The organism is Acinetobacter sp. IRS14 (assembly GCF_034650275.1).
GTDB lineage: Bacteria > Pseudomonadota > Gammaproteobacteria > Pseudomonadales > Moraxellaceae > Acinetobacter > Acinetobacter oleivorans.
The window spans coordinates 231926-252971 of sequence record NZ_JAOVFN010000001.1 but is presented as its reverse complement, the minus strand read 5'-3'; the positions used below and the strand labels follow the sequence as shown (position 1 = coordinate 252971).

Below are 21046 nucleotides of genomic sequence, written 5' to 3'. Positions count from 1 at the left end.
GGCCTTCTTCAAAATGGGCAAATTCATCAAGTTCAGCTTGTCTAATATCAATATTTTTAATTTGCTATTTGAAGGGGGCCAAATTATCAATAGATGTTGTTTAGACTCACAACAAGTAAAAATATCTATTAGATAAATTTTGTAGAAACCACACCTATGCTGTTTCAGGCTAAGTCAAAAAGCTTATAGTTAAGTTTGCAATTGATAAATTGTTTATATGGAATTTTTTTGATTATTTTTTATACTAAAAATTAAAATTATTCCACATTATTGATTCCTTATACGGAATAAAAAAATTTAAATTATTTTATTTAAATCATAAATTTATGTTTTATTCCATATTTCAATGTATTGAGTGTTGTGCTCGGCCCTCATGGAAACGACCACGGCTTGGTCGCTCATTGGTATGTAGAATCTCTTCAATGGTTTGAATGGTTTCTTCGGCCAAATGATCTACTTTTAAATAAACAGGACCATTACCACTTTCCAGTTCTTGGTAAAACTCCCACATCATTTGACCACTCCAGTAGTCACATTCAATGAAACGTTCACCTTTACTGTTGGCGGTATAACCTCCTAAAGGACCTGTCACATAGGCACAAGCTGGGCCGTTATAGTCTTTAATCAGTGGATTAATCTGGAAACATTCTAAGTTGGCAAGTTCAGCACCTGCATGGTATGCCATTGCATAGCCATCACCTGCATTGGTTGGGTTTTCATAAGTACCCATTAAGTAGCCAGAAGATGGCAAACCTAAACGCCCTGCCGCACCACAACATAAAATGGCAGCTTTCGTTTTAATGACATAAAAGTCACCACTACGACAGTCAAAACCAAGTACACCATTGATTGCACCTTGCTCATTTTTTAAAAGCTTCGTGGTGACAATCCGATTATTAATTTTGACTTGAGCACGCTTTAATTGACGATATAAAACTTTTTTAACATCATGGCCTTCGGGCATTGGTAAAACATATGCCCCCATGTGATGTACTTTTTTTACTGCAAATTCGCCTGTCTCATCTTTTTCAAACTTAATGCCCCATTGGTCGAGCTGTTGAATGGTTTTGAAACTATGCTTCGCATATGCATATACAGTGGTTTGGTTAACTACACCATCATTAGCAATGGTAATTTCTTTGGTGTACTGCTCAGGTGTTGCATAGCCCGGAATGACAGCATTATTCAGCCCATCCATTCCCATTGAAATTGCTCCACTGCGTTTTACATTCGCTTTTTCAATGAGCAAGACTTTTAAATTCGGGTTTTCTTGTTTTGCTTTAATCGCAGCCATTGGTCCAGCAGTTCCACCACCAATCACCACAATATCGAACTCAAGATATTTAGTTTCCATTGTAAAATCCTTATTTTTATCTGAGTTATTAACGATGAATACGTAAACGGTACTGGAAGGTATCGCCCGAGAAATAGAGATATTCATAGTCAATCGGTTGGCCATTTGCATCGTGAGTCAAACGTTCAACCCGTAATACTGGAGTTCCGATTTCAACTTGCAGCAAAGCCGCTAATTCTTCATCCGCAACAGTGGCATCAATGCTTAAATCCGCATGTCCCAAAGGGATGTCACACTCTTGTTCTAATGCCTTGAAAATATCGGTTGTACGTAAATCAATCGCTTTTTCTTTAAGCTTCAAACCAATATGTTCTGGCAAATAAGTCAACTCATAAGACACTGGTTGACGGTTGAGCAAACGAACACGTTGAATTTCATATACATTGGCTTTAACAGGTAACTTTAATTTGGGCACAACGTGCATCGGGATCTGTTTAAGCTCGGCCGAGATGACACGGTTTAAAATTTCGTGACCAGCAGATGACATTGCTTCTGCAAAACCTTGCAAACTTGAGATGTTCTGGAACGTTTTTGGCTTACTTACAAAGGTCCCTTTACCTGGCACCTTAAAAATATAGCCTTCCAACTGTAATTGGTTGAGTGCTTGGCGAACTGTGATTCGGCTTACACCAAACTGTTCAGCAAACTCGTTTTCAGATGGAATTTGACTCAACACGGCATATTCACCATTTACAATTTTGTTAAGGATGAGTTCCCTTAACTGATCATAAAGAGGCTTGTGATTTTTGGGATCGTGGGGTAGCTGGCTCACGGCTTACAACCTGTTATAACAACTTGAGCAAATAATGTTTAAAATGTTTCAGCTTTGGAAATAATTTAAAGCGATAACTTTAGTTAAAAAAATAATTTCAATGAATATCAATAAATTAGTAAATGGTTATCTATGGAATTTAATTATTGTTATAAAAAAGATATATGTATTTGTGTTGAATAAAAGCTCTAGATAGTCCAAAAAATTTGAACATAATATTAACTACTGCATGTTATTACCCAATGTTAAAACATAAGAGTTAGCAACCTACTAGTTGAATTAATTGTTTATCTTTTATAAAAATGAGTCATGAGTCCTTTAACGTAACTGTGAAGGACTCATGCCATAAAACTGTTTAAAGCGATGACTCAAATGACTCGCTGAACTAAAACCACATACCAGAGCAATATCTTGTAAAGAAAGTTGAGATGACTGAATTAGCCCTTTTGCCTTAGCTAAGCGTCTTTGCATGACATATTGATGAGGTGCCATATTCATGGATTGCTTAAACATATGGGCAAAATGGTATTCACTTAAATTCACAACATTTGCCAAGTCTGACAAAGTGAGTGCTTGGTCTAAATGCCCTTCAATCCAGTCTTGAATATATTTAAGTTTATGAGGAGCAAGGCCTCCTTTAATGACGGGTTGCTGCCACTTAACATTGCTATATCTTCGAATTAAATGATTCAACAATAAACTGGCAGTAGTACTCATCTGTAAATGGTTTGATGAATCATTCCAATCACAATCAAGTAGAAAAAACTGATATAGCGCACGAATCTTTTCGTCATCATTAAAGACAACTTCGTTTAGTTCAATTTGATTAGGCTCTTTGTCCCATATTTTTTCAGCAACATCACGCAAATGTTGGTCGGTATAATACAAATGAACGAATTTAAGCCCACCTCGTATATCCCAAGTCGACTCCTGATGTTCAGGCAACAAACAAAAACGACCCGGCCCACCGCCATTTTTCCAGCCAGCAGGTGTTTTTTGATAGCTTTCATAGCCATCTTGAATATAAAGACTTAAAGTATGGTGATCGCTACAGACACTTACACGATCTTGCTGATTAGACCAAAATGCAAGTTGCATATTTTCATCAAGCACCACGGTTTCGTGAAGCTTGGCTTTAGATTGCTGTAGCTGTTCTAAAGTTTGATAGGCCATGCAAAATTAAAACGAATATCATTGAGCTTAAGTTAACCATATTCAGCAAAATTCAGCTAGTTCAGTCATATAAAAAACGCAAGATCTTGCATGTACAACACAAGAATATATACGTGAAAAATGAAGCATTCCTAGATACTTAAGCTTGGTAATCGAGGATGAAGTTATGAATATTTTACTCTATGTTGCGGTGGTGTTGATTTGGGGAACAACATGGATTGGAATTGCCGTTCAGAGCCATTATGCAACACCCGTTGTCGCAATTTTATGGCGTTTTGCCATTTCAGCCTTATTACTTTGGGTTGTTTTACTATTTTCAGGAAAATTACAGCGAATTGCTTTAAAAGATCATTTGTTTTGTATGCTACAAGGTCTTTGTGTTTTCGGCCTAAACTTTATTTGTTTTTATACCGCCGTTAAATATGTAAATAGCGGTTTAGAGTCCGTTATTTTTTCGATGGCTGTTTTCTTTAATGCCATTAATGCGCTTATCTTTTTTAAGCAAAAACCTTCCCCAAACTTTGCTCCAGCTGCACTTTTAGGACTAGGTGGTATTGTTTTACTGTTTTGGCATGACCTCATTAATAGCCAGTTTAATACACAGTTATTGATGGGAATTGGGTTATGTGCAATAGGTACTTACGGTTTTTCTTTAGGAAATATGATTAGTGTTAGACATCAAAAACGTGGCCTAAATATCTTTTCAACAAATTGTTATGCCATGACTTATGGTGCATTGGTAATGTTAAGTCTAGCTTTATTTACAGGCCAAGATCTAATGCCTCCGATGAATTTCCCATTTTTAAGTTCGGTACTTTACTTGGCTGTATTTGGTACGGTTATTGGGTTCTCTGCTTATTTTTCTTTGGTTGGGCGAATTGGTGCAGCTAAAGCAGCCTATAGCACATTACTCTTCCCTTTAGTCGCTCTAACAGTTTCGACTTTCTTTGAAGGATATGAGTGGACCTTAAATGCATTATTTGGAATTTTATTAATCTTACTCGGCAACTACTTAATGTTTAGTAAATTTGAAATTGGAAAAAAGTTATTTAATAGTCAAAAAAGTTGTGAGAAGCAGGCCTAAAGCCTGCTTTTTTTATAAGTAATAATTCATCTCTAGCAGTACGTTTTTAGTATCAACTCAAAATCTTTTAAAGCCGCAGCTGCCGTAGCTAAAGGCGCAGATGCTCCTCCACTTACAACAAGTTCCCCCATTTCTTGTGTTAACACTCGAATGCATTTATTGGAACCTTGCAGATGAGCAAAAGGATGATTTGCTGGGACTAATCTTAATTCAACACCTGTTTGAATTTGCTGATTCTTAATATGAATAAAACCGACCAGACGAGGAATTACATTTTCTTTTTTCCAACCACGAATATGTTCAGCCGTAACGTGACTGATTCCTTGTCTTGGAATATCCTGAATTTTAACATCAGCTCCAAAAACAGTATTGGCTAATATCGTAATTTTAGCAGCGGTATCCCATCCATCTACATCGAAAGAGCTGTCAGGTTCTGCAATCCCTTTTGTTTGAGCTTTTCCAAGAGATTCTGCAAATGCACATTCGTGTTGCAACATATCATTCAAAATAAAATTCGTGGTGCCTGTAAACACACCTTCTATTTCTAAAATTTGGCAGCCAGCTAAGTTATATTCAAACAAATCAACAGTTGGTAAGGCTGCAGCCGTCGCACCGCTAAAAAATAGTTTTTTATTGTGCTGATGTGCCAAGTTAATTAATTTTTTGCCTTCTACGACTAGAGCACCTTTAGATACTGCTATCGCATTCATGCTATGTGTTAAAGCATAATTTAAATAAAATAGGCCTTTTCCACCTGTCACATAGTCACTTGGCCCTGCCTCAATAATGACATCCGCCTGAACCTGTTCTAAAAACTTTTGCTCAGTTAGACCTGCTTGATATTGTGTTTTATCTAGCCACTTTGCAGCTTGTAAACCTTCTTGATCAATTAAGCCTGATGATGATTTACAGACACCCACTAAACGGGCATCAATTTGATATTTTTGTTGATAATATGTCGATCGATTTAAAAGAAGCTCTGCAATTTGTTGCCCAATCCGTCCAAAACCACAAATTGCTACGTTAACTCGCTTCATATCGCTTTCCCAAAATTTATAGGGTTCAAATCAAAAAGTTTCCAGAGATAATTTGAATACTTCATCTTTGGAAACTTTGCACTTATAAAGATAAGTTAAAATACTATATTACTTAGATATTTGTTAGATTAACAATCTTAATGACCATATAAATTGCGACAGCAAAAACCATTAAAGCAAAGACTTTTTGTACAATTGCAGACGGAATAAAACGTATGGCTCGGCGTCCTAATAACATACCGAATGCACATGCAAGCGCGAACGCACTAGTGATTGCTACTGGATAGTGAAAACCCTCTGCAATATGCATCACAATACTCATTCCACTAATGAGAAAAATAATCATAAGTGAGGTTGCAACAATACTATGCATATCCAAATTTGTGACTTTTCTAAGCGCTGGCACAATTACAAAGCCTCCACCAACCCCTAGCATGCCAGTTAAAAGCCCAGCAATAATCCCAATACTCGCAAGAACGCTTCCTGTTTTAAAATTCCAGATAAAGCGTCCCGTACTTGGGTTGACCTGACACGGCGGATTATGAAAGTCTGATACTCGATTACTAATGAGCCGATAACCCACTGTAAACATGACTAAGCTAAACATTAACATGAGCCAGACAGGCGAAATCGCATTGGCTATTAAGATGCCGATATGGGCCATAGGGGCACCAATTAGGGCGATCCAAATAGCAGCACGATAACGAACAATCTTTTTAAATAAGCCTTCAATGGTTCCAATGAGTGTAGACAGCGCAACAGCGAGCAAACCAATCGGTGCAGCTTGAGCCACGCTCCAGCCTTGACTAGTCATTAGCGCAGGTACAGCAAGAATGCCACCACCTGCACCAGTCAGACCTAGTAAAAAGCCAATCACGATGCCTTCAACGACAAGTAATAACATATCAAAAGCCTAAAATTGCATATACATCATTTGCAGTAGACTACTGCTTAATGAGTGAATAGATTTCGTCTTCTTGCGAAGCTTTAACCGCTTCTCAGGGCAAAGATTATTAATCTTTACTTATCCTCTTCCGCTCAAGCACAGCTTTCGCCTTCTTGCGAAGCTTCAACCGCTTCTCAGGACAAAGCGTTGCTTTGCTTAACCTCTTAACTCGAACATGGTTCTCGTCTTGCGCTCGTACAAAGCGTTGCTTTGTTTATCCTCTTCCACTCGAGCACAGCTCTCGCCTTCTTGCGAAGCTTTAGCCGCTTCTCAGGGTAAAGCGTTGCTTTACTCTTATCCTCGCTCAGGTTTGACCATCCACTCGCGGCCCTTGAGCATGCCTTGCCAGTAGATCGGCGGTAAAATCTGCTCTTTAAGCAGCCAAGCCAAACGAGATGGTTTTTGCCCATCAATCACCCATTTTGGAAAACTTGGAAGAAGCTTACCGCCGTAACCAAATTCAGCCAGAACGATTTTTCCACGCTCTACTGTAAGTGGACATGAGCCATAGCCGTTGTAGTCGCAGAAGTTTTGCTCACCTTTCAATTGTGCTAGTACATTTACCGCAACGATCGGAGCTTGTGCCCGTGCCGCCGCAGCCGTTTTGGCATTAGGTGCATTCATCACATCGCCTAAAGCAAAAATATTGGCATGCTGTGTGTGTTGTAAGGTTTGAGGATTCACACTCACCCAGCCTGATTCAACAGTGAGTGTGCTGGCACGAATAAAGTCTGGGGCTTGTTGCGGTGGAACAACATGCAACATATCAAAATCAGTCTCGACCAATGCTGCATTTTCATCGTTCACAACCTTAAACCATGCTTTTTTTGCAGGCCCATCTACTTTGACAAGTTGATGGTTAAAGTGCAGTTCAGAGCCATATTTTTCAACGTATTGCATTAGTGCAGGTACATATTCCTTCACACCAAATAAAACACCGCCAGTGTTATAAAAATGGATAGAGATATCTTTAAGTTTGCCTTGCTTTAACCAGTAGTCAGCTGAAAGGTACATTGCTTTTTGAGGAGCACCCGCACATTTAATCGGCATAGGCGGCTGGGTAAAAATTGCCTTTCCACCGTTTAGCTGTTGCACCAGTTCCCATGTATAGGGCGCTAAGTCATATCGATAGTTAGACGTCACCCCATTTTTACCTAAAGTTTCAACCAAGCCTTCAATGCCATGCCAATTGAGTTTTAAACCCGGACAAACAACCAACGCTTTATATTGAATCGGTTGGCATCCTTCCAAAATGACCTGATTATGCTCAGGGTCGAATCCGGCAACGGCAGCTTTCATCCATTTTACTTTTGCAGGAATCACACTGGCCATTGAGCGTGCAGTTACTTGTGGTTTAAAAATACCACCACCAACCATGGTCCAACCCGGTTGATAATAATGAGTGTCTGCTGGATCAATAATGACAATATCTAAATTAGGTTCACGAGACAGTAAGCTCGATGCTACAGAAACTCCAGCTGCTCCAGCACCCACAATTACAACGCTATAACAAGGAATTGTGGCTGGTTCATGGTCACGTTTTAAAATACGTGGCACTAAGCCTTTTAAGTTAAAACCAAGTTTGTTACCTGCTTCTACTAACAGTGCTGCATCTTTTGGAGCAACTTCAGCCAAAGCCCACAAACTGACTGCACGCATACCAGAACGGCAATACGCTAAAACAGGTTTTTGGGCATTCTGATAATGCTGCTTAAACTCTGTAACTTGTTGGTCGGTAATTTTGCCGCTGGTCACAGGCTGATAAATTACGTTTAGACCATATTGTTGAGCTGCTTCTTCAATTTCAATCACATTGGGTTGGTCTGCACCTTCTCCATCTGGACGGTTACATATCAGTGTTTTTACTCCCTGATCTGCAATTTTTGCGACATCATCGGCAGTAATCTGGTCAGCAACATAAAATTCTTGATTAACTCGTTTAAGTTCCATATCGCCACCTTATGATTGTGAAGTTGAACCACAGGCCTGATTGGCAGGTAGTGCTTTATCGATTTGTTTTGGATATGGCAGATTTAAATTATTCATCAATTTAATAAAATCTTCTCGTGAGCGATTCTGACCTAAACGTGAATTTTTTAAACGTTCATAACCAATCGTTGAAGACAAACGCCCCTTATAGTCGTGTCCCGGATACACAATAGTTTCGTCAGGTAAGCTGAAAAGTTGTTTATGGATACTGTCAAAAAGTGTCCCTGCATTACCTTGCTGAAAGTCAGTTCGACCGCATCCATCAATTAATAATGCATCGCCCGTGAAAACCATGTTTTCAACCAAATAACTCGTACAAGCATTGGTATGACCTGGTGTATAACGTGCTTCAATACTGAGATTGCCGACTTTAAGCATGCAACCATCTGTAATTAAAATATCTCCGCAACTTACATCTGAGTTTCGGTGTAAAACTGATTTGCAATGAAAACGTTCACGAAGCAAATTCGCAGCTGTAATATGATCTGCATGAACATGGGTATCTAAGGTATAGATGAGCGTAAATTGATGCCGCTCTAATTCTTTTGTATAAATCTCTATATCTGATGCGACTGGGTCAATTAAAACAGCCTCTCGTGTTTCTTCACACCCAAGCATATATGTATAAGTCGAACTTTCCTGCTCAAAAAACTGCTTAAAGAACATGATTTATACCCCAATAATTTATTTCTTTCCTATATTTTGCAAATAAGGTGCCAATTATTTAAAATTAAATAATAAATATAAAAATCAAATATTTAAAATAATAAGTGAAATTAAAGTTAGAAAACAAGCTCATCTTGATGTTTCTTTGAAACTCAAGTATGTTTCAATGAAACGATTGTGAAACATATGAAATGGCAAAGTTAAATTTTGAATCAGAACAAGATTTTTTTATTTTATTTGAGCAATTAAAAGCTTTATTCCCAAATGCGAGTCTGTTTTTAGCAGATACAACGACTCAAGCAATTCACTATAAATTTAATACAGATGACATTTCTGTTGAGAGCATGGCAGCGCTTACTCAAGATCATCACAATCAATATCTCGAAATTAATACTCCAAAAATGAGAAAGCGATTTATCTATCAGGAAAATGATATTTACATCGCAGAGCATCACATCATCAGGAAATTACATATTCTACAGCCCGTTAGCATAGAGAATGATCTTGCTGAAACAGAGCTAACAGACCAATTGCAAGACTTGGCTAAAGTTTTCAATAGTTGCTCACCTGAAATGACCCGTATGTTTTCAATCATTCAAAGAGTGGCAATTACTGAGTTTCCTGTGCTCGTTCGCGGCGAATCTGGTAGTGGTAAAGAGCTAGTGGCAAAAGCAATTCATGATTATAGCCAGCGTAAAAATAAGATTTTTGTAGCGATTAACTGTGCAGCTTTAAATTCTAATATTTTAGAAAGTGAACTATTTGGGCATGTGAAAGGTGCTTTTACGGGAGCAATTCGCGACCATAAAGGTGTATTTGAACGTGCCGCAGGCGGAACACTGTTTTTGGATGAAATTGCAGAGATTCCCTTAGAGCTTCAGGCTAAATTATTACGGGTGTTAGAAACAGGTGAATTTACTCCCGTAGGTGGCGAAAAACCGATTCAGGCCAATGTCCGAATTATTACCGCAACACACAAAGCTTTACGAGAAGAAGCTAAGGCTGGGCGTTTCCGTCATGATTTACTCTACCGTTTGCGTGTGATTCCAATTTTTATACCGCCACTCAGAGAGCGGAAAGTCGATATTCCTCTTATTGTCGATCAGATTTTAAAAGAAAGCTCCACTCAACTCGACACAATGCCACGTCATGTCAATCAAAAAGCCATGCAAGTTTTATTGAACTATGACTGGCCGGGAAATGTTCGTGAACTTAAAAATACCCTGCTTTATGCGTTAACCATGGCAAATGGTAAGGATGAAATTCAAGTCGAAGACTTACCAAATGAACTCTTAAATGCCGAAGATTACGTTAAATTACCCGAGACAAATACAGAACTTACCCCCGAAAATGTGCAAGCTGCTTTAGAAAAATATAACCATAACTTAAATATGGTCGCGAATATTTTTGGAATTAGCCGTACCACGCTTTGGCGATATAGACAAAAGCATAAGCTTTAGCTAGGTATTTAGCTCGTCTAAGGCGTATCATATTGCACTTGGTTAGGTTCGTTATTTCAAAGGCTTTATATGATTGTTCGCGATAAAAGCAATGTATTTAAATTATTATTTGCTTGGAAAGGAACAATTTTACCGAAGGTTTTGCCTGCACTGAGTTTTGTTGTACTTATTTCGGCATGTGTGGTCTGGCTCTCTTATTATCATTGGATTCAAATTCCTACCGTACCTGCAATTGGATTTACCATCTTCGGTGTGATTCTGTCGATTTGTACGGGTTTTCGAAATAACGCGTGTTATGACCGTTGGTGGGAAGGCCGCAAACTTTGGGGTGCATTAATTGCCAATGCCAGACACATTGTTAGAGATAGTCATGTTCTATCTAATGAACAACGTGAACATTTAATTCATCAGGTCTTAATTTTTAGTAACTTGTTGCGTGATCGACTGCGTCAACAAACAGTCGAACCCACAAAATTTCTCGAACATGCCTATTTAAATAATTCTTCACTTAATTATTTAAATGAGCATATTAATGCACCGCAATTTGTACTCGAAAATATTCAAAAAGATTTAGTTAAAATACTCAAAGATGGCGAAATTAGTGACATTATCTATAGTACCTTAAATCGACATATTATTGAGTTAGGCAATATTCAAGCGGGTTGTGACCGTATTGCGGGGACACCTTTGCCCTACTCATATTCAGTACTTTTGCACCGTGCTGTTTATTGTTTCTGTTTCATATTACCGTTTAGCCTTGAAGCAGCTTTAGGCATCTGGACACCACTTATTGTGGGTTTAATTGCTTATATGTTTTTAGGTTTAGATGCCTTAAGTGCTCAAATTGAAGAACCTTTTGGCTTGCAAGAAAATGATTTACCGCTCGATTCTATTGTGCGTTTGATTGAACGTGAGTCTCTAAGCTCTTTAGGGCAGCCATTACCCCCTATTATTGAAGCTCAAAACAACAATTTACTTTAATAAAAAAGAGCGAATCATCGCTCTTTTTTTATAGGTTTAAGTGGCTATTTATGGATGTACGATAATCTTAACGGCTGACTCATTGTTATGAATTAAGGTTTCAAAACCTTGTGAAATCAAATCATCAAGTTGAATACGCTGCGTAATAAAAGGTTCCAGATTTATTTTACCTTCTTCAACCAGTTTAATGGTTTCTTGATGGTCATTTACGTAGGCAATTGTGCCTCGTACATCAAGCTCTTTCATTACCACACTGTGCACATTAATTGATGCTGGATGGCTCCAAATCGAAACTATAACAATCACACCTGTTGGTTTCACTGCCGCGACTAAAGTATCTAACACCTTGTTAACGCTACTACATTCAAAAGCTACATCGACACCATCACCATTAGTAATTTTCATGACCTCAGAAACAACATCAACTTCTGAGGGGTCTAAAATATAATCTGCGACTCCCGACTCTTTGGCTTTTTCTTTACGTTTAGCACTTAGTTCGGTAATGATGACTTTAAGACCTTTCGCTTTTAAAATTGCCGAAAGCAACAATCCAATGGGGCCTGCACCACCTACCAGTGCAATATCACCAGCCTTTGCACCACTGCGCACATAAGCATGATGACCCACCGATAACGGTTCAATTAAGGCTGCCTGATCCAGTGGAATTTTATTGGAAATTGGATGCACCCAACGGCGTTTAACCGCAATTTTTTCGGATAAACCACCGCCACGACCACCTAAACCAATAAAGTTCATATTTTTGGAAAGATGATAATTATCACCCGGTCCAGTAGGGACATCATCGGCCACAATATAAGGCTCTACGACGACATGTTGACCAATTTCAATATCATCAACGCCTTCACCTACGGCATAGACCACACCTGAAAACTCATGCCCCATGGTAATCGGTGCAGATTCACCTGAAATAGGATGCGGATGTCCACACGGTGGAATAAAAATTGGCCCTTCGATAAATTCGTGCAAATCTGTACCACAGATTCCACACCAAGCTACCTTAATGCCTACAGTGCCGGGAGTGACTTCTGGTTCAGGAATATCTTCAATACGAATATCACCTCTGTCATAAAAACGCGCTGCTTTCATTATTATCTCCCTCAAATCAGGATGTTGTTTTAGCGATAGACTATTCCACCGTCCGTTAAAATGGATTGACCCGTAATATAGTCCGAATCTTCACTTGCCAGAAAAGCAACTAATGCAGCTACATCATCTGGTGTTTGGGCTCTACCTAAGGCAATACCTTCCACATATTTTTTATAAGTTTCACCGATTGCTGCACCAGTAATTTCAGCAAAACGTTTATCGATTTCAACCCACATGTCTGTTCCGACAATTCCGGGACAATATCCATTTACCGTAATACCATGACTGGCATATTCTTTTGCCGCAGCTTGGGTAAGTGCTCGTACTGCAAATTTGGTTGCCGAATAAATACCGAGTAAAGCAAAGCCATCGTGGCCTGCAATTGAGCAAGCATTAATGATTTTTCCTTTATGTTGACGTTGCTTAAATTTTGCAGCAGCAGCCTGAATGCCCCACAGCACGCCACCAATATTGATATCGACAATTTTTTGAAACTCATCAGGTGTGATATCAGCAATTGCCTGAACTTGTGCAATTCCAGCGTTATTAATCATGACATCAAATCCACCAAGTGTCTGTTCAGCATGATTTATAGCAGCATACACTTGCTCGCGGTCACTGACATCGGCAATAAATGTGCTCGCATTTACACCTAAAGCCTGAATTTCCTGCTGCACATCGTTCAGCTGATCTTGTTTCATATCCACTAATGCAATATGTGCCCCTTCTTGCGCCAAGCGCAGGGCAATCCCACGGCCAATGCCTTGAGCTGCCCCAGTCACTAAAACGACTTTATTTTTTAATCCCTTAACCATGTTCAACTCCTGTAAATGTAGAATTTCTACATATGAATCGCTCGTTGCATTGAAGCCAAAATGGATTCATGCATGGCTTCTGATAATGTTGGATGTGGGAAAATCACTTGAGCTAAACTTTCATCAGTTGCTTCTAGATATTTAGCAATTGCAAAGCCCTGAATATGCTCGGTCACTTCATGGCCTACCATATGTGCACCAAGTAATTCCCCCGTCTCTGCATGTATCACTGTTTTAACGAAACCTGATGCATCACCAATTGCCAAAGCTTTGCCATTTGCTGTTAAAGAAAACTTACCGATTCGTATAGGTAAATTCTGAGCTTTTGCTGCATTTTCCGTTAAACCAATACTCGCTACTTGTGGATGAGTAAAAATACAACCGGGTATCTGGCTACGATCGAGTGAATGGACGTTTGCTACACCAGCAATTTTCTCGACACATATCATGGCTTCATGGCTTGCTTTATGGGCAAGACACGGTGCTCCAGCAACATCTCCAATGGCATAAAGCCCTGCTACATTGGTTTTACAATAGTCATCAATTGCCACAAAACCTTGTGGATTTAGTTCTACACCTAAACGTTCTAGTCCTAGCCCCGTGGTATTAGGCTGTACACCAATTGCCGAAAGCACACGGTCAAAAACAATCGTTTGAACGTCACTTGCAGTTTCAATCACACAGTGAACTTGCTCATTTTCAATTTGAATACTTTGAACAACAGCATCGGTTAAGACTTTCATTCCTTTTTGTTCAAATTGCTTTCTGACAAATTGAGCAACTTCTGCATCTTCAGTCGGTAAAATCTGTTTGGCTAAATCAATAAGCGTGACCTGACAGCCCAAGTCTTGATAAAGACTAGCAAACTCACTACCAATTGCACCTGAGCCCACAACCAGTAAAGTTTTTGGTAACTCCTCTGGAACAAGAGCTTCTTTATAGCTCCAGACGTACGTTCCATCGACAGGAAGCTGAGGAACATGTCGAGCTTTAGCTCCAGTTGCCAAAATGATGTGTGGTGCACTCAAAGCCTGACTATTACCTTGAGCATCGGTCACTTCAATTTTTTCTTTTGCCATAAGCTGAGCACGGCCATTAAACACTGTCACCTGATTCTTTTTAAGTAAATAATCGATGCCTTGTACTAACTGAGCTGATACTTGTCGGCTATGTTGCACAAGCTTTTGTATATCAAAATCGAGTTGAGATACCTGAAAACCAAACTGTCCAGCATGTTTAAACTGAGTTGCAAGCTCCGCCCCTGCAAGCAAAGCTTTGGTTGGAATACAGCCCCAATTTAGGCAAATTCCGCCTAAATGTTGCTCTTCTACAATTGCGGTTTTTAAGCCGAGCTGGGCTGCACGAATTGCAGCCACATACCCACCCGGTCCCGCGCCAATCACAATTAAATCAAATTGAGCTTCTGACATGCGGGTTCTCCTACACCAAAATTAAAGCAGGATTTTCAACAAACTGCTTAAAGCTGGCCAAGAATTTCGCCCCAACTGCACCATCAATGACGCGGTGATCGCAAGACAATGTAGCTGTGACAATCTCACGAACTACTACATTGCCATTTTCAACAACAGCACGTGATTCAGAAGCGCCTAATGCCATAATTGCTCCTTGCGGTGGATTAATAATGGCATCGAACTGTTTAATGCCTAACATTCCTAAATTTGAAATGCTAAAGCTGCCGCCCTGAAACTCATCAGGTTGTAACTTGCCAGTCTTGGCACGCGTTGCCAAATCACGCATGTCATCGGAAATTTGTGCTAAAGACTTCTGATTTGCTGCTTTTACAATGGGTGTAATTAAACCGTTTGGAATCGCTACGGCCACCGAAATATCCGCTTGAGAGAACTGTAAAATTGATTGAGTCGCCTCATCAAATTGAACATTCACCTCAGGCACTTTAATCAGCGCCGCTGCCGCTGCCTTAATTAGCATGTCATTAATCGAAAGTTTGACTTGTGGAACGGTCTCATTAATCTGTTTACGTAAATTTTGCAAAGCCTCTACGTTTAGATCGACCACTAAGCGGAAATGCGGTGCATTACGTTTTGCAGCCTGTAACCGTGAAGCAATCGCTTTACGCATCCCATTCATCGCCACAGTAGTAATGGTCGATTGTGGTTGAGCAGCACATTGAGCAGATTGTTCATTTACCGATGCAGGATTATTACGGTAATAAACCGCTTCAACATCTTCTTTACAGACACGGCCACGAGTACCTGAAACACGGCAGTCATTTAGGTTAATGCCCCATTGTTTTGCTAAACGGCGTGCTACAGGTGTCGCTGAAACTCGGCTATCATCAGCAGTAGATTTAACCACTTTAGCCTGAGTTTGCTGCTTAACATCAGGCCATTGACCACCAGCAGCCTGTACAGCCTTCTGGATGTCTTGAACACTAATACGTCCTTCACGACCAGAACCTGTGACTTTCGCTAAGTTCACATTGTGCTTTTCTGCAAGCTTTAAGGCATGCGGTGTTGTAAACAACTCATCAGATGTTTGATAGCCTTGCAATGACTCCGGCACAGCATAGTCACCTTTAGCTACCTTTGCAGGAGCTGGAGCACTTGCAGCTACAGACTGTGGTTGTTCGGCTTTTTCAGCAACAGGTGCAGATGTTTGCGCTTTACTTTGTTCCGAAGGTGCTTCAGGGGCCTTAGCTGCTGAACCACCTAGTGATGCAATAAACGTTTCAATTTCTGCATCAGAAATTTCACTATCAGCACATACCGCAATAAGACCACCAACAGGTAAAGTATCCCCGTCTTTTGCTAAAATTTTACGGAGCGTTCCTGCAAAAGGCGCTTCTAATACATTGACGATTTTTGTTGTTTCAATTTCACAAATTTCATCGCCTTTATTAAAGCTATCGCCTTCTTTAATCAACCATTGGGCAATCGTGCCTTCTTCCATGGATAATCCCCATTTCGGGATCTCCAGCGTTTTAATTTCGCTCATCCTAAGCCTCCAATGTTTTTCGTACAGCTTGCTCAATACGCTCTACACTTGGAATCCATTCTTTTTCTAAAACTGGAGAGAATGGAACAGGCGTATGTGGTGGCGTTACGAGTTCAACAGGTGCTTTCAAATAGTGGAAACCTTTTTGCGCGACCAGTGCAGCAACATCATGCCCAAAACCACAGCGTGCCGCTGATTCATCCACAATGACCACTCGCCCAGTCGACGCAACAGACTCTAAAATTCCTTCTTCATCCAGAGGTGAAATGGTACGAGGGTCTACCACTTCAACCGAAATACCATCTTTTGCCAGTTTGTCTGCCACTTCATTGGCACGGTGTACCATCAGCCCTAACGCAATAATGGTCACGTCTGTCCCTTCACGGGTATAATTTGCTACACCAAAAGGAATGGTATAGGCATCATCTGGAACTTCGCCTTTAATGTCATAGAGCATTTTATGCTCACAGAACACCACAGGGTCGTCATCACGAATAGCCTGAATTAATAGCCCTTTCACATCATATGGGCTAGATGGAACCACAACTTTTAAACCCGGAACCGCGGCAAATACGTTATATGGTGACTGAGAATGCTGAGCTGCCGCAGAAAAACCTGCGCCAATCATGCCACGGACCACCATGGGTGCTTTTGCTTTTCCACCGAACATATAACGGAATTTAGCGGCTTGGTTATAGAGCATGTCATGACACACGCCGTAGAAATCCATAAACATTAAGTCAGCAACAGGACGTAAACCTGTTGCTGCAGCACCAGCGGCCATACCGATAATTGCTGATTCGGTAATTGGCGTATCAATAACACGTTCCGAACCAAATTCTGTCCATAAACCTTTGGTTACGCCAAGTACACCACCGAAACCTTCAAGCTCGTTATCTTCGGTATTTTTACCACCATGTCCACCGCGAACATCTTCACCAACTACAAAAACTGTTGGATCGCGGCGCATTTCTGATTCAATGGCTTCTTTAATTGCATTACGAAAACTTTTATTTGGCATCTTTACTATTCCTTTAGTAAGAGACATAGACGTCGGTAAGGAGTTGTTCTGGTTGTGGGTATGCCGCAGCACGAGCTTTAGCAACGGCATCATCAACATTTGCCTTAGATGCTGCATCAATCTCGTCTAGCTTGGCTTCATCAATTTTGCCTTTAACTTTCTTTCGGAAAATTTTCAAAGGATCTTTATTTTCTTTGATGAACTCGACTTCTTCTTTAGAACGAATCAAGCCAGGGTCACCTTCGAAATGGCCATAAAAACGGTTTGTAATGGTTTCAATCACGCTTGGCCCTTCACCACGGCGTGCACGTTCAATGGCAGTTTGGGCTGCTTCATAAACTGCAAAGAAGTCTGTACCGTCAACTTTAACCGCTGGTAAACCAAAACCTGCTGCACGACCAGCAATGTCTTTGCTTCCTACTGCGTAATCATGACCAGTCCCTTCACCAAAACCGTTATTTTCGAAAACGAAAATGACTGGAAGTTTAAGAACAACCGCCATGTTGATTGCTTCAAAAGTAAGACCTTGGTTTGAACCGCCGTCACCTGTAAAAGATAGTCCGACGCCACCAGTCCTTAAGGTTTTCGCTGTCAACGCCGCACCAATTGCTAAAGGAGGTCCACCACCCACAATCCCGTTGGCACCGAGCATACCTTTATCCAAATCGGCAATATGCATAGAACCGCCTTTTCCACGGCACAGTCCGTCATCTTTACCAAAAATTTCCAGCATCATGGCGTGAATGTCACAACCTTTTGCAATACAGTGTCCATGTCCACGATGGGTTGAAGTGATATAGTCTTTGTCTGTTAGGTTTTCGCAAATCCCGACTGCTACAGCTTCTTCACCACTATATAAGTGAATAAAGCCAGGAATATCACCATTGGTATTTTCTTCGTGAAGTCGATCCTCAAATTCACGAATATCACGCATGCGTTTATATGCTGCGAGTAATTGCTCTTCCGTTAATTGCATATCCTTTTCCTTTATTATCTTGATTATTAAAAATCAACCAAGTTTCAGCGAGAGTTATATATTTCGCTATAAATAATAAAGCTCAATTAAATTTAATATGCTATTAGACTAAAAAGTTTTAAATGTTTTTTATGGTTATTATTTCTTATTTTTCAAAAACTTGTACAGTAAAAATAAAATTAAAAAATTTTAATATATTTCATTTACTTGCAAAACAAACCTTTAACCAACCTTTATTAATTTATAATATTAGCTGTGTACTACGCTCATTAATAAAATCCATGTCTTTCATTTAAGTTATAAGGATTTTTATTATATAGAGTCTAGTTAAAAAATATTTAATATAAAATGGAATTTTATATATGGACTCAAAAAGACAAATAGAAGCTGGTATTAAATTAAGAGGAGCGGATAAAGTTGCTCGCATTCCGATTAAAATTTTACCGACAGAAGAGTTACCGACTAAACCTGATTGGATTAGAGCAAAAATAACCGATTTTGAAGAAATCAAGCGCATAAAAAATTTACTGCGCCAACAGAAGTTACATAGTGTTTGCGAAGAAGCAGCATGCCCCAATTTACCTGAATGTTTTGGTGGAGGTACGGCAACATTTATGATTATGGGAGATATCTGTACTAGACGTTGTCCTTTTTGTGATGTCGCCCATGGTCGGCCAAAACCTTTAGATGAAGATGAACCTAAGCATTTAGCAGAAACGGTCGCAAACCTAAACTTAAAATATGTCGTGATTACCTCTGTAGACCGTGATGATCTACACGATGGTGGCGCTGCACATTTTGTAAAGTGCATCGAAGAAATCCGAAAACGCTGCCCAGAAACTTTGATTGAGATTTTAGTACCTGATTTTCGTGGTCGTTTAGAGACAGCTCTTTCGACTTTGAGCTTATCTCCTCCAGATGTGTTTAATCATAATATTGAAACCGTTCCGCGTTTATATAAAGCGATGCGCCCTGGATCAGACTATCAACACTCACTAGAGTTACTAAAACGGTTTAAAGCATATTGTCCTGATATCAAAACCAAGTCTGGCTTAATGGTTGGATTAGGAGAAATTGAAGCGGAAGTACTTGCTCTACTGAACGACTTAAAAGATTATCAGGTAGACCTTATTACTATTGGACAGTACTTACAGCCTTCCAAGTCACATGCACCTATTCATCGGTTTGTAAATTTACAAGAATTTGAAAGGTACACACGACATGGTAAGCGATTAGGTTTTAAAAATATTTGGAGTGCACCTATGGTCCGCTCTAGCTATTTTGCTGATCGACAATATTTTGGAGAATCTGTACCCAAGCCTTTTAGTCGACAAGATGTCTTATCTTAACGATCAGGTAATTAACAAAACTTATCCAATAGGATAATGGTCAAGGCTTATAAAATTATTTAAGGTAAGGAGATAACTAGGAAATAGTCACAATAAGAAAGTTATAACGGTTGAGCGGCTACGGATACGCTATTTCAATGATAAAGGAATTTCGATATGGATATGTCAAAACAATTATCATCACCTTTTTTAGATACCACGCCGTCATTATTCCGGCCAGAAAAGTCATCTCATTCTCAACAATTAGGAAAAAAACCACCAGTTGACCTCGAAGCGGCTCCGTTATTTGACCTAACCGAAGAATGGGAACATTCATTGTTTGGTCGTTCGATTCACGAGTGTCATCGGAATTTAATGCATATTGCCGAAGATGCCGATATGGCAATTGGAGTGACCGACCCACATGGCACTCTACTTTGGACATGGAGTAGTACACCGATGCGCTCATCGGCAGAGCAAGTCCATTTTGTTGAAGGTGGTCAGTGGTCAACTCAGGCAGTGGGACAAAATGCAATTGGTTTAGCATTAAATACTCATTCAGCTAACTGCGTTTACTCACACGAAAACCAAATGAATAGTGTAAGAGATTGGGTTTGCTATGCAGCACCTATTACCGATACAAATACAGGTCAATTTTATGGCATTATGAATTTGTCGACCAAATATCAAAAACATAATTCTCTTGGGCTTTTAGCTGTTGAAAGATGCGCTGATATTGTGAAGCAAGCAATTCAGCTTCATCAAAAAAATATTTTATATATTAAGGCCTTTGGTACTCCTAAAGTTCAATATAACCAGCACAGTCTTACATTGACTCAACGTCAAATTGAGATTCTGTGCATTCTGACGCTTTGTCCTGAGGGAATTAATCTTGAAGAACTTCACTATGCTTTATATGGCGATCGACCAGTTAGTACCACTACTTTAAAAGCAGAACTTTCTCAACTTAGAAACCTAATCCCCGATGTCATTGAGTCTCGCCCTTATAAACTTAACTGTGAAATTCAATGTGATTTCTTAATGGCAGAGCAAGCATTAAACCTAGGCTTTACATCGACGACTCTTACGCTCTATAGAGGAAGTTTTTTAGCTAAATCAGAAAGCCCATTTTTATGTGCATGGAGAGATTGCTTTGATGCTCGCTTGAGTCATGTGATTTATCAAATTGAAGATGTTGATCAACTATTACGAGTGGTCAGTCGTGTGCCAGATCGTGTAGATGCTGTTGAACGTTTACTTGAATTATTACCTGAAGAAACACCTTATCGAACTAAACTTTTAAAATTACTCGAATAAAATAAAAGGGAGAATATCGTATAGATATTCTCCCTTTTATTGAG

Annotated in this window: 17 protein-coding genes and 1 pseudogene; 5 read left to right on the top strand and 13 right to left on the bottom strand. The window is 39.7% G+C overall.

Annotated features, from left to right (window positions below; all coding sequences use genetic code 11):
• Positions 1-364: 364 nt before the first annotated feature.
• The 3 genes and pseudogenes from ODQ17_RS01230 to ODQ17_RS01220 all read right to left on the bottom strand — a co-directional run.
• Positions 365-1354: pseudogene (locus ODQ17_RS01230) on the bottom strand (fumarate reductase/succinate dehydrogenase flavoprotein subunit); the annotation flags it as partial.
• Positions 1355-1382: 28 nt separating this feature from the next.
• Entirely contained in the window at positions 1383-2126 is a 744-nt protein-coding gene (locus tag ODQ17_RS01225; protein ID WP_023274243.1) for a GntR family transcriptional regulator, read from the bottom strand.
• A gap of 318 nt (positions 2127-2444) precedes the next feature.
• On the bottom strand, positions 2445-3299 hold the full coding sequence (locus tag ODQ17_RS01220) for an AraC family transcriptional regulator (protein WP_322901185.1): 855 nt from the start codon (positions 3297-3299) through the stop codon (positions 2445-2447).
• A gap of 166 nt (positions 3300-3465) precedes the next feature.
• Between ODQ17_RS01220 and ODQ17_RS01215 the strand changes: the two genes are divergently transcribed.
• Positions 3466-4383 (top strand): DMT family transporter, encoded by a 918-nt coding sequence (locus tag ODQ17_RS01215; RefSeq protein WP_322901183.1) that lies wholly within the window; start codon positions 3466-3468, stop codon positions 4381-4383.
• Between the two features lie 32 nt (positions 4384-4415).
• Here ODQ17_RS01215 and ODQ17_RS01210 read toward each other — a convergent pair whose 3' ends face one another.
• From ODQ17_RS01210 to ODQ17_RS01190, 4 genes are all read right to left on the bottom strand, one after another.
• Positions 4416-5420, bottom strand: coding sequence for a homoserine dehydrogenase (locus tag ODQ17_RS01210; protein ID WP_322901181.1), 1005 nt, complete (start codon positions 5418-5420; stop codon positions 4416-4418).
• A gap of 112 nt (positions 5421-5532) precedes the next feature.
• A complete protein-coding gene (locus tag ODQ17_RS01205) occupies positions 5533-6324 on the bottom strand; it encodes a sulfite exporter TauE/SafE family protein (protein ID WP_151747912.1) in 792 nt (263 codons plus the stop codon).
• Positions 6325-6660: 336 nt separating this feature from the next.
• Entirely contained in the window at positions 6661-8316 is a 1656-nt protein-coding gene (locus tag ODQ17_RS01200; protein WP_336624776.1) for a TIGR01244 family sulfur transferase, read from the bottom strand.
• Between the two features lie 9 nt (positions 8317-8325).
• Positions 8326-9021 (bottom strand): MBL fold metallo-hydrolase, encoded by a 696-nt coding sequence (locus tag ODQ17_RS01190; RefSeq protein WP_322901179.1) that lies wholly within the window; start codon positions 9019-9021, stop codon positions 8326-8328.
• A gap of 191 nt (positions 9022-9212) precedes the next feature.
• On the opposite strand from ODQ17_RS01190, the gene ODQ17_RS01185 reads away from it, so the two are divergent.
• Positions 9213-10481 (top strand): sigma-54 interaction domain-containing protein, encoded by a 1269-nt coding sequence (locus ODQ17_RS01185; protein WP_322901177.1) that lies wholly within the window; start codon positions 9213-9215, stop codon positions 10479-10481.
• Between the two features lie 69 nt (positions 10482-10550).
• Complete coding sequence (locus tag ODQ17_RS01180; protein WP_005305012.1) at positions 10551-11462, top strand: bestrophin family protein; 912 nt, start codon at positions 10551-10553, stop codon at positions 11460-11462.
• 48 nt (positions 11463-11510) lie between these two features.
• On the opposite strand, the gene ODQ17_RS01175 is transcribed toward ODQ17_RS01180, so the two are convergent.
• Genes ODQ17_RS01175 through ODQ17_RS01150 form a run of 6 tightly spaced genes read right to left on the bottom strand, consistent with a single transcriptional unit; the run spans position 11511 to position 18357 of the window.
• Positions 11511-12569, bottom strand: coding sequence for a 2,3-butanediol dehydrogenase (locus tag ODQ17_RS01175; protein WP_322901174.1), 1059 nt, complete (start codon positions 12567-12569; stop codon positions 11511-11513).
• Positions 12570-12598: 29 nt separating this feature from the next.
• A complete protein-coding gene (locus ODQ17_RS01170; RefSeq protein WP_064479535.1) occupies positions 12599-13384 on the bottom strand; it encodes an acetoin reductase in 786 nt (261 codons plus the stop codon).
• 26 nt (positions 13385-13410) lie between these two features.
• Positions 13411-14814: a dihydrolipoyl dehydrogenase gene (gene lpdA, locus ODQ17_RS01165; protein WP_322901172.1), complete on the bottom strand. Its 1404-nt coding sequence runs from the start codon at positions 14812-14814 to the stop codon at positions 13411-13413.
• Between the two features lie 10 nt (positions 14815-14824).
• Positions 14825-16360: a 2-oxo acid dehydrogenase subunit E2 gene (locus tag ODQ17_RS01160; protein WP_322901170.1), complete on the bottom strand. Its 1536-nt coding sequence runs from the start codon at positions 16358-16360 to the stop codon at positions 14825-14827.
• 1 nt (position 16361) lies between these two features.
• On the bottom strand, positions 16362-17381 hold the full coding sequence (locus ODQ17_RS01155; RefSeq protein WP_005304999.1) for an alpha-ketoacid dehydrogenase subunit beta: 1020 nt from the start codon (positions 17379-17381) through the stop codon (positions 16362-16364).
• 13 nt (positions 17382-17394) lie between these two features.
• Entirely contained in the window at positions 17395-18357 is a 963-nt protein-coding gene (locus tag ODQ17_RS01150; protein WP_322901168.1) for a thiamine pyrophosphate-dependent dehydrogenase E1 component subunit alpha, read from the bottom strand.
• Positions 18358-18719: 362 nt separating this feature from the next.
• On the opposite strand from ODQ17_RS01150, the gene lipA reads away from it, so the two are divergent.
• Both lipA and ODQ17_RS01140 read left to right on the top strand, forming a co-directional pair.
• Positions 18720-19706 carry a lipoyl synthase gene (lipA, locus tag ODQ17_RS01145; RefSeq protein ID WP_322901166.1) on the top strand — a complete coding sequence of 329 codons (987 nt, stop codon included), beginning with the start codon at positions 18720-18722 and terminating at the stop codon, positions 19704-19706.
• Positions 19707-19862: 156 nt separating this feature from the next.
• On the top strand, positions 19863-21002 hold the full coding sequence (locus ODQ17_RS01140) for a hypothetical protein (RefSeq protein WP_013198000.1): 1140 nt from the start codon (positions 19863-19865) through the stop codon (positions 21000-21002).
• The last annotated feature ends 44 nt before the right edge of the window (positions 21003-21046 follow it).